The sequence below is a fragment of the Cyclobacterium qasimii M12-11B genome, assembly GCF_000427295.1.
GTDB lineage: Bacteria > Bacteroidota > Bacteroidia > Cytophagales > Cyclobacteriaceae > Cyclobacterium > Cyclobacterium qasimii.
In genome coordinates, this window is the sequence record NZ_ATNM01000190.1 from 1 (window position 1) to 503 (window position 503).

The window sequence follows — 503 nt, forward strand, 5'->3', positions numbered from 1 at the left end:
GGCTGAAGCCCTTTTATACATTTTCGGTAGACGGAGCAGCTGTGGTTAGTATGAGGTGTCTTGATGATGGAGTGACAAATGTCATTTTTTCTCACCCCGATGTCTAGGCAATCCTCCTCCTGCATCTTCCAATTCATCCATCTTTTCTATCTCCCATGTCCTCTTTCTTTTAAACTGCTGTGACATTCATAGAAAGATACACTCTTCAAACCATCCGAGTGTTATGATTGAAATATTGAACTTTATATTACTTTCCGGCTGAAAGGAGCCAATCATGAACGAAGCGATTTTGTCTAGAAATCATGTGAAGGTGAAAGGCAGCGGCAAAGCATCTATCATGTTCGCACCTGGTTTTGGATGCGATCAAAGTGTGTGGAATGCCGTGGCACCTGCCTTTGAAGAAGATCATCGGGTGATTTTGTTTGATTACGTCGGTTCGGGACATTCAGATTTGCGCGCATATGACCTGAATCGTTACCAGACACTTGACGGCTATGCCCAGG

General features: G+C 43.9%; 1 pseudogene. It reads left to right on the forward strand.

The annotated features are described in order from the left end of the window. Positions 1 to 274: 274 nt before the first annotated feature. Positions 275 to 503, forward strand: a pseudogene (rsbQ, locus tag ADICYQ_RS31385) (sigma factor SigB/phosphatase RsbP regulator RsbQ); the annotation flags it as partial.